The 9752-nt window shown below is 71.6% G+C and carries 7 protein-coding genes; 2 read left to right on the top strand and 5 right to left on the bottom strand.

What is annotated here, in order from left to right; all coding sequences use genetic code 11:
• Window positions 1-220 precede the first annotated feature (220 nt).
• From ACFWYS_RS46230 to ACFWYS_RS46220, 3 genes are all read right to left on the bottom strand, one after another.
• Window positions 221-1207 (bottom strand): SRPBCC domain-containing protein, encoded by a 987-nt coding sequence (locus ACFWYS_RS46230; RefSeq protein WP_384783053.1) that lies wholly within the window; start codon window positions 1205-1207, stop codon window positions 221-223.
• A 109-nt stretch (window positions 1208-1316) separates the two neighbouring features.
• Complete coding sequence (locus tag ACFWYS_RS46225; protein WP_384783050.1) at window positions 1317-2960, bottom strand: polyamine aminopropyltransferase; 1644 nt, start codon at window positions 2958-2960, stop codon at window positions 1317-1319.
• Window positions 2961-3054: 94 nt separating this feature from the next.
• Window positions 3055-3606 (bottom strand): DUF2617 family protein, encoded by a 552-nt coding sequence (locus ACFWYS_RS46220; RefSeq protein WP_384783047.1) that lies wholly within the window; start codon window positions 3604-3606, stop codon window positions 3055-3057.
• 747 nt (window positions 3607-4353) lie between these two features.
• On the opposite strand from ACFWYS_RS46220, the gene ACFWYS_RS46215 reads away from it, so the two are divergent.
• Window positions 4354-5538, top strand: coding sequence for a pyridoxal phosphate-dependent aminotransferase (locus tag ACFWYS_RS46215; RefSeq protein ID WP_384783044.1), 1185 nt, complete (start codon window positions 4354-4356; stop codon window positions 5536-5538).
• Between the two features lie 158 nt (window positions 5539-5696).
• Here the strand turns inward: ACFWYS_RS46215 and ACFWYS_RS46210 are convergent, their stop codons facing one another.
• Window positions 5697-6230, bottom strand: a complete 534-nt coding sequence (locus ACFWYS_RS46210; RefSeq protein WP_384783041.1) for a YbjN domain-containing protein — start codon at window positions 6228-6230, stop codon at window positions 5697-5699.
• Between the two features lie 161 nt (window positions 6231-6391).
• Entirely contained in the window at window positions 6392-8989 is a 2598-nt protein-coding gene (gene clpB, locus ACFWYS_RS46205; protein WP_384783038.1) for an ATP-dependent chaperone ClpB, read from the bottom strand.
• Window positions 8990-9120: 131 nt separating this feature from the next.
• Between clpB and ACFWYS_RS46200 the strand changes: the two genes are divergently transcribed.
• Window positions 9121-9534 carry a pyridoxamine 5'-phosphate oxidase family protein gene (locus tag ACFWYS_RS46200; protein WP_384783035.1) on the top strand — a complete coding sequence of 138 codons (414 nt, stop codon included), beginning with the start codon at window positions 9121-9123 and terminating at the stop codon, window positions 9532-9534.
• Window positions 9535-9752 lie beyond the last annotated feature (218 nt).

Genomic DNA, 9752 nt, shown 5'->3' with positions numbered 1-9752 from the left:
GTCCCATCCCCAGGGGCTGCCGCCCCTTCGACCCCGCTCCCAGGGGGCTCCGCCCCCTGGACCCCCGCTCCTCAAACGCCGGAGGGGCTGGATTTGGCTGAACTCACTGCTTTTCAGCCCGTCCGGCGTTTGAGGATGAGGCCCTTCGGGCCGAAGCGGGGGTCTGGGGGCGGCAGCCCCCAGGGACGGGGCGGGTAGGGGCGGCGGGGGCGAACGAAGCTCAGTGCCTGCGCCGCAGCATGCGTCCCACCACGATCGCCGACGCCAGGACCAGCGCCGCCGCGGGCGCGGCCCAGCGCAGGGTGGAGCCGGGCGTGACCGTCTGCGGCGCGGGGACCGGCGCATAACGCCCGCGCGGCGGGGCATGGTCCACCTCCTCCGCACTGCGACCGATCATCGTCCGCCGGGCGTGGGCCGCCTCGGCGACCGGGGGTTCGTCCCCGGCCCCGTTCTGCTCGGCCCCGCTCCCGTTCTGCTCAGTCCCGTCCTCCTCGGCCGCGGAGTCCAGCGACGGCGGCGGTACATCCGTCTCGAAGACGGACGCGGGGCCGGGGCTGTCAGCGGCGGATGCCTTGTCTCCGGGCTCCAGATCCGACTCCGACTCCGACTCCGACTGTGACTCTGGATCCGGCCCCGGCCCCGGCGCCGGTGCGTCATCCGCGTCCGGCGTCGTCTCGAAGTCACTGGTCACGCGGGTCTCGAACTCACCGGGCGCGAGGGACTCCTCCAGGCCCTCGCCATCCTCCGAGCCCTCGTCCGAGTCCCCTCCCCCCGGCGCACGCTCCCCCGCAGCCACCCCCAGGTTCGCCGCGAACCGGTTCAGCAGACGCGTCACCGCCGTCCCGACCGCATCCCGCGGCAGATCCGCCACGCGCCCGTCCGCGGCGGCCGTCCCCTCGAATCGCACCGTGGTGCCGCCGTCCGCGTCCAGCAGCCGCAGCCTCAGCGAAAGCTTGACCGAGCCGGTGCCGCGCGCCTCGGTGGCGTCGCCCTCGACGGCGTAGGAACCGTCGTCCTGCCCGGAGAGCCGTACCAGCCCCCGATACGTGATCGTGTGACCGCCGACGCGTACCTTCAGCCGTCCCGCGACGGGCTCGGCGCCGGCGTCCTGCTGGAGCCCGGGGACCGCGCGGGCCACCCGCACAGGGTCGGCCAGCACCTCCCTGAGCCGCTCGGCCGGAACCGGAACGAACACCTCATGCTCCATGGTGAGCGAGCCTACCCAGCATGGCGTGAACCGCACCCACACATCCGGGGATTCTCACCACACACCGCCACCCCGGGCGTACCCTCCACGCCCCGCCCACCTCAATGCCTCAGTACCGCGGATGCACCAGAGTCGACGCCTCCAGCCCCCCGATCCGCGTCCGCTCCGCCGCCCGTGCGTCGGCCGTCAGCCTCTCCTGGGTCAGGGTCTGCGGCCGTGGTGTCCCCCGGTCCTCCCCCAGCCGCAGCGCGGGGCGCTGTCCGCGGCCGGCCAGGATGAAGCCCCAGTCGTGGGGGGCCCGGCTGGGGCCCGTCGCGCGGTCGGGGCCCGGGGTGAAGCCGGAGGCGGGGCCGGTGACGCGGTATGGGGCGGTGCGCAGGCCCGCCGCGTGGAGTGTCGTGTCGACCGTCCAGAAGCCGCGGGGGCGGGAGGAGACCGGCCCGGCGTGCACCGCGAGACGGCCGTGCGGGGTCAGGGCGCGGCGGGCCAGGCCGTAGAACTCCTGCGAGTACAGCTTCGTGCTGGCCGTGATGCCGGGATCGGGCAGATCCGAGATCACGACGTCGTACGTCGCCGGCGGCGCCGCCCGCAGCCGGCGGAAGGCGTCGCCCGTCATGACGTGGACGCGGGTGTCGTCGTACACATGTCCGTTGAGGCGGGACAGCGGAGGGTCCCGGCGGGCCAGCCGCACCACTCCGGCGTCGAGTTCGACGACGTCCACGCGGTGCACCCCGGGGTGGCGCAGCACCTCGCGCGCCGCCAGCCCGTCCCCGCCGCCGAGGATCAGTACGCGCGTGTGCTCGCCGCTCATCGCGGGGTGGACCAGCGCCTCGTGGTAGCGGCGTGCGTCGCGGCCGCTGACGCGGAGCCGGCCGTCGAGGAAGAGGTCGAGGGGCCGGCCGTGGGTGCCGCCGGTGATGACGACGTCCTGGACGTCCGTCTGCAGCGCCACCCGTACGTCCAGCCCGTACACCGCGTGCCGTGCCGCCCGCTCGAAGTCGTCGACGAGTACGGCGGCGGAGGCGAGGACGGCGAGCACGGTGACGTTGGCGATCACCAGCAGCCAGCGGGCCCGGCGGGTGAGGTCCCCCCGGAACAGGCCGAGGACCAGCACACCGCCCGCGACGGCGTTGACGGCGCCGGTGATCAGGGTCGAGGTCAACTGGCCGAGCAGGGGCAGGAGGAGGAAGGGGAACGCGAGGCCGCCGACCAGGGCGCCGACGTAGTCCGCGGCGAACAGGTCGGCCACCGCGCCGCCCGCGTCCTGGCGCCGGATGCGCTGGATCAGCTCCATCAGCAGCGGCACTTCGGCGCCGATGAGCAGGCCGATGGTGAGGGAGAAGGCGACGAGGAGGCAGCGGGGGCCGTTGGCCCACAGGCCGCCCCAGTCACCGGTCCAGGCGAAGACGGCGTACAGGGCGAGCGCGCTGCAGCCGCCGACGAGGGCGAGGACGGCCTCGATGGCGCCGAACCCGGCCGCGGCGAGCGGCCGCAGCCGCTTCGCGGCGAGGGAGCCGATGCCCATCGCGAACACCATGACGGACAGCACGACGGAGGCCTGGGTGACCGAGTCGCCGATCAAGTACGAGGCGAGGGCGACCAGTTCGAGTTCGTACACGAGTCCGCAGGCGGCGCAGACGAAGACGCCCGCGAGGACCAGGAACCGACCCGTGCCGGGCCGCACCGGCAGCCGCGCCGGGCCGGGCCAGGGCGGCGGGGCACCGGGTGGTGCGGGCGCGTGCGGGTCGATCACGCTGCCGACGGTACGTTACGCCTGCGGCACGCTACGTCACCCACACGTGTGGAACTGGCGGACAGTTGAGCGCCCGGCGTTTATGTGTCGGTGTTTATGTGACCGCCACCGGGGGCTGCCGCCCCCAGCCCTCGCTGCGGCCCACCCGCACGCCCACCTTGGTCCTTGTCGCCACCAACTGCCCGTCCTGCGGATACGCGTGCCAGGTCCGCCAGTGCACCTGCCCCTGGTGGTACTGGGCGAGCATCGCGGTGAACGCGTTCGGGCTGCCCGGGAACACGCCCGCGAGGCCCTGCGGGTGGTCGGCGACCAGGGCCAGCAACTCCTGTGCGCGGCCCGCGAACTGACCCGGCGACAGAATCTCCACCCGGGCCGCGAACTCGTACTCCCAGTCGCCCGCCCGCTTGGCCACCCCGAGCGGCAGGGGTGTGCTGCTGCCGGGCATGCAGGCCACCGTCTCCGAGCAGTCGCCCCGCTTCTCCTCCAGCAGCACCTGGTGGGATGCGCCGAGCAGTCTCAACTGGAGCTTCGCGCCGGTCAGTTCGAGGTCCAACGTGGCCAGCGCGGGCAGCGGCTCGCGCCCCAGTGCCCAGGCGAGGTCGGCCGCACGCGTGTCGGTATAGGCGGTGTTCAGGGTCGTGAGCATGGGTCGGCTCCGCTAGCACGCAAGAAAGGGAGGTGTGGGTCTGCGGCGCCCCGGCCGACACCGGGAGATCGGCCCGGTCAGCCCAGTCGGCCGGTCAGAAAGGGGTGTCCGCGGGACGTCCGAGGGGCTGCGTTGGTGAAATTAACTGAATCATGAACGGTGGCGCTGCCACAGCGTTTTTACCCAAGTTCGTAGGGTTTCCATCCCTCAGAGGGCTTATCAGCTCAACTGTTCAACTCCGGCGTGCGCCGGGGCGTGCAAAAGCGGGGCCGGTCCCAGGCACCGACCCCGCTCGTTTCCGGATGCGATTCCCCCTCGGGGGGAGCTCAGCTGCCCCGTGTCAGCTGCCTCCGCCACCGCATCCGCCCCCACCGCCTCCTCCGCCGCAGGACGATCCGCCTCCGCAGGACGAACCGCCCCCGCAGGAGGAGCTACCCCCACAGGACGACCCCGCGCCGCCCCCACCGGCCCACCAGCTGCCGCTTGCGCCGCTGCCCGAACGCCTGCCGTGCGAGCGGTGGGCCGGACGGGCGCTGCCGCGGGCGATGGACACGACGATCACTACGAACACCACTGCGACCAGCGCCCCCACGATGATTATGGTCATGGCGTCAGCCTCCTTCCGTTCCCCCGAAGCGGATCCCGGCGTCCCCCCGTGGGCGCCTCCCGCTCGGTGCGTGGGAGTCAGATGCCCGGCCGTCTCACGACCCAAAGCAGAGTTGAGGAACTCCAGAGCTTGGGCGCAGGATGACCCGCATGACCTCCACCTCCCGCCCCCTGCTCAACCGCCGGCTCGCCGAGTTCGGGACGACGATCTTCGCCGAGATGTCCGCGCTGGCCCTGAAGACCGGGTCCATCAACCTGGGCCAGGGTTTCCCCGACACTGACGGACCCGAGGAGGTCCGTGAGGCCGCGGTGCGGGCGCTGCGCGACGGGCGCGGCAACCAGTACCCGCCGGGTCCCGGCGTCCCCGAGCTGCGAGGCGCCGTCGCGGCGCACCAGGAGCGGCGCTACGGGCTGTCGTACGACCCGGACACGGAGGTCCTGGTCACGGCCGGTGCCACCGAGGCCATCGCGGCCACGCTGCTGGCCCTGCTTGAGCCCGGTGACGAGGTGATCGCCTTCGAGCCGTACTACGACTCGTACGCGGCCTGCATCGCGATGGCGGGCGGGACGCGGGTGCCGGTCACCCTGCGGCCGCACGAGGGGAGCTTCCGGCTGGACCTGGACGAGCTGCGCGCCGCCGTCACCGACCGCACCCGGCTGCTGCTGATCAACACCCCGCACAACCCGACCGGCACGGTCCTCACCCGCGAGGAGCTGACCGCGATCGCCGAGCTGGCCGTCGAGCGGGATCTGCTGGTGGTGACCGACGAGGTGTACGAGCACCTGGTCTTCGACGCCGCCGAGCACCTACCGCTCGCCACGTTCCCGGGGATGCGGGAGCGGACGGTGACCATCGGGTCGGCCGGCAAGACGTTCTCGTTCACCGGCTGGAAGGTCGGCTGGGTGACCGCGCCGTCCGCCCTGGTCACGGCGGTGCGCTCGGCGAAGCAGTTCCTCACGTACGTGTCCTCGGGCCCGTTCCAGTACGCGGTCGCGGAGGCCCTCGCGCTGCCCGACAGCTACTTCGCGGCCTTCCGCGCGGACATGCTGGCCAAGCGGGACCTGCTGGCGGCGGGGCTGGCGGAGGCGGGCTTCGAGGTCTTCCGGCCGGCCGGCACGTACTTCATCACCACCGACATCCGCCCCCTGGGCGAGAGTGACGGCTTCGCCTTCTGCCGCGCCCTGCCGGAGCGGGCCGGGGTGGTCGCCATCCCCAACGCGGTCTTCTACGACCACCGGGAGGCGGGGGCGCCGTTCGTGCGGTTCGCGTTCTGCAAGCAGACGGGTGTGCTGGAGGAGGCGGTGAAGCGGCTGCGGGCGATGTAGGGGGTTGCGGGGTTGCCCACAGGCTGTGGACGAAGAGAGCCCGGCCCTGGTGCGCGGCCGTGGTGGCCGGCGCCCGGGCCGGGCTCTCCTTCGCCCACGGCGCGTGTCCGGTCGTGATCGCCGATACGCCGCCGTAGGTACGCCTTGGGTGGTGCGGCTTATTCGCCCTCGCCGTCTTCCTCGGGCTTCTCCGCGTCGTTGACCTCCTGCTCAAGGCCGAGCTGCTCGACGAGCCACTTGTCGAACTCGATGGCGGCCCGCACCCAGCTGACCGTCGACGAGACGAAGTGCTCCAGGCTCACGCCGGTGCCGATCAGCATCTGCGCCTCGCCGATCAGACGGACGGTGCCGTCGTCGTGCGTGTGGCTGTAGACCTTGGGCCACAGGGTCCGGCGGTTCCAGTCGTCGATCGACTCCAGAAGCAGGGGCTTCTCGTCGATCTTGTGGGGCCGGTCGTAGAACGTCCGCACCGAGAAGACCTGCTGGTCACCCTCACCGCGGAACATGAAGTACGTACGGAACTGCTCCCACGGCGCCGCGAGGTCACCCTCGTCGTCGACGACGTACTTCAGCTCCATCTGGTCGAGGAGCTGCTTCACGAGGTCCTGATCCGGGACAACGGGTCCGGGCGGTGGCCCGGGCTCCGGCTGCTGGCCCCCGAAGTTCGGGATCGAGGACGGGTCGATGCTCACCGTGATTTTCCCTTCGTACGGATTCCGCCATCCTCTCCCATGCGGGGAGGGGGGTGGCAAGCCCTGACGGGTCTGTCAGCCCTGGGCTGACTCGAACCGGTCACTGCGGGCGGGCACCCGGTGACTCCGGGCGGATGCCCGGCCCCTCCGGGTACCCGGAATCACAGCGTCTTGCCCGTCGCCGGGCCCACGATCAGGCCGTCGCCGAAGGCATCCACCCGGACCGTGTCACCGTCCTTGACCTCGCCGGACAGGATCTCCTTGGCCAGCCGGTCGCCGATCGCCGTCTGGACGAGGCGGCGCAGCGGGCGGGCGCCGTAGGCCGGGTCGTTGCCCTCGTCGGCGAGCCACGCCAGGGCCTCGTCGGTGACCTCCAGGGTGAGCCGCCGCTCGGCCAGCCGGCGCGCGAGCCGGTCGACCTGGAGGCGGGCGATCCGGCTCAGCTCGTCCTTGTGCAGGGCCGAGAAGACGACCAGGTCGTCCAGCCGGTTGAGGAACTCGGGCTTGAAGGAGGTCCGGACCACCTCAAGGACCTGCTCCTTCTTCTCCGCCTCGCTGGTGATCGGGTCGACCAGGAACTGGCTGCCCAGGTTGGACGTGAGCACCAGGATCGCGTTGCGGAAGTCGACCGTACGGCCCTGACCGTCCGTCAGCCGTCCGTCGTCCAGCACCTGGAGCAGGATGTCGAAGACCTCGGGGTGCGCCTTCTCCACCTCGTCCAGCAGCACCACGCTGTACGGCCTGCGCCGCACCGCCTCCGTCAGCTGGCCGCCCTCCTCGTAGCCGACGTAGCCGGGAGGCGCGCCGACCAGCCGGGCCACGCTGTGCTTCTCGCCGTACTCCGACATGTCGATGCGGACCATCGCCCGCTCGTCGTCGAAGAGGAAGTCGGCGAGGGCCTTGGCGAGTTCGGTCTTGCCGACGCCGGTCGGGCCGAGGAAGAGGAAGGAGCCGGTCGGGCGGTCCGGGTCGGCGATGCCGGCGCGGGTGCGGCGTACGGCGTCCGACACCGCGCGTACGGCCTCGCTCTGGCCGATGAGCCGCTTGCCGAGCTCATCCTCCATGCGCAGCAACTTCTGTGTCTCGCCCTCCAGGAGGCGGCCGGCGGGGATGCCGGTCCAGGCGGCGACGGTGTCGGCGATGTCGTCGGAGCCGACCTCCTCCTTGACCATCGGGTCCTTGGCGGCCACCTCCTCGGCCTCGGACGCCTCCGCCAACTCCCGTTCCAGGATGGGGATTTCCTCGTAGAACAGCTGGGAGGCGGTGGTCAGGTCGCCCTCGTCCCGGAGCCGTTCGGCCCGGCTGCGCAGGTCGTCGATCTGCTTCTTCAGCTCACCGACCTGGTTGAGGGACTGCCGCTCCTTCTCCCACCGGGCCTTGAGCCCGCGCAGCTCCTCCTCCTTGTCGGCGCGGTCCCGGGCCAGCTTCTCCAGGCGCTCCCTGCTCGCGGCGTCCTTCTCCCTGCCGAGCGCCAGCTCCTCCATCTTCAGCCGGTCGACCACGCGCTGGAGTTCGTCGATCTCGACGGGGGACGAGTCGATCTCCATACGGCGCCGTGAGGCGGCCTCGTCCACGAGGTCGATCGCCTTGTCGGGCAGGAAGCGGGAGGTGATGTAGCGGTCGGAGAGGGTGGCGGCGGCCACCAGCGCGCTGTCCTCGATCCGGACCTTGTGGTGCGCCTCGTACCGCCCCTTGAGTCCGCGCAGGATCGCGATGGTGTCCTCGACGGTCGGCTCGGCGACCAGCACCTGCTGGAAGCGCCGCTCCAGGGCGGGGTCCTTCTCTATCCGCTCGCGGTACTCGTCCAGGGTGGTGGCGCCGACCATGCGCAGCTCACCGCGGGCGAGCATGGGCTTGAGCATGTTGCCCGCGTCCATGGCGGAGTCACCGCCCGCGCCGGCCCCGACGACCGTGTGCAGCTCGTCGATGAAGGTGATGATCCGCCCGTCGGAGTCCTTGATCTCCGCGAGCACGGTCTTCAGCCGCTCCTCGAACTCGCCGCGGTACTTGGCCCCGGCGACCATCGCACCGAGGTCGAGCGCGACGAGCCGCTTGCCCTTGAGGGACTCGGGGACGTCGCCCTTCACGATCCGCTGGGCGAGCCCTTCGACCACGGCGGTCTTGCCGACGCCGGGCTCGCCGATGAGGACGGGGTTGTTCTTGGTACGGCGGGAGAGCACCTGCACCACCCGCCGGATCTCGTGGTCCCGTCCGATGACGGGGTCGAGCTTGCCCTCGCGGGCGGCGGCGGTGAGGTCGGTGCCGAACTTCTCCAGGGCCTTGTACTGGCCCTCGGGGTCGGGGGTGGTCACCCGTCGCCCTCCCCTGCTCTTCTGGAACGCCGCCAGCAGCTTCTCCGCGTCCGCGCCCTGCCGGGAGAGTACCTCGCCGGCCTGGCCGCCCTTCGCGGCGATACCGACGAGGAAGTGCTCGGTGGAGAGGTACTCGTCCCCGAGCTCCCCGGCCCGGTCCTGCGCCTCGGCGAACACGGCCTGCAGCTCACGGCTGGGCTGCGGCGGCGAGACGGTGGACCCCGTCACGCTGGGCAGCCCGGCGAGGATCTTCTCCGCACCGGCCCGTACGGCGGCCTGGTCGGCCTCGACGGCGGCGAGCAGGTCGGTGATGTTCTCGTTGTCCTGCCCCTCCAGCAGCGCGAGCAGCAGATGGGCCGGGGTGAGGTCGGGATGCCCGTCCTTCACGGCCCGACTGCTCGCCGCGTTGAAGGCGTCCCGGCTCCGGTTGGTCAGGTCGGCGTCCACGTGTCCGTTCTCCTCCTGGCGTCAGCGTCTCCCAGTACTGACTGAGTCAGCGTACACAAAGTTGAGTCTATTCCGCTCAATGTTCCGCTCAAGGTAGTGCCGGGAGGCGGAGTGGGGCTAGGTTCCGGGCCATGGCTGCATACCCCCAGGACCCGGACGCGCCGGACGCGTCGTACCTCACCTTCTGGCAGGAGAGGCATCTGTGCACCCTCACGACCCTGCGTCCGGACGGCACCCCGCATGTCGTGCCCGTCGGAGTGACATACGACGCCGAGGCGCGGCTTGCTCGGGTGATCACGCTCAAGTCGAGCGCGAAGGTACGCCACGTACTGACGGCCGGCGCCGACGGGGCACACGTCGCGGTCTGCCAGGTGGACGGCGGAAGGTGGGCCACCTTGGAGGGGCTGGCACAGGTCCGGACCGAGCCCGAGCGGGTCGGGGACGCGGAGCGGCGGTACGCGAAACGGTACGGGCGGACGCCGACGCCGAATCCCGACCGGGTGGTGATCGAGATCGCGGTGAAGCGGGCGATGGGGCGAGGGTGAGCGGCGAGGTGCGCAGCAAGGTGAGCGGCAAACGGTGACGAACCGGGCGGGCGGGCCGGTGTCACCCGGTTGGCGGATCGCCGGGTGGCCGGATGGCCGGGCGCCGGGTGGCTGGATACCGGGCGCCCGGTTTCGGCCACCGGCGGAACAGCCGGATATAAGGAAATATCCCGGGAAACCCGCTGGGAAAACTGCAGCGGCGTCACCGTGTTCAGGTC

The organism is Streptomyces sp. NPDC059010, assembly GCF_042740355.1.
GTDB lineage: Bacteria > Actinomycetota > Actinomycetes > Streptomycetales > Streptomycetaceae > Streptomyces.
The sequence above is the reverse complement of the archived record's forward strand: the minus strand, read 5'-3'. Positions and strand labels throughout refer to the sequence as shown.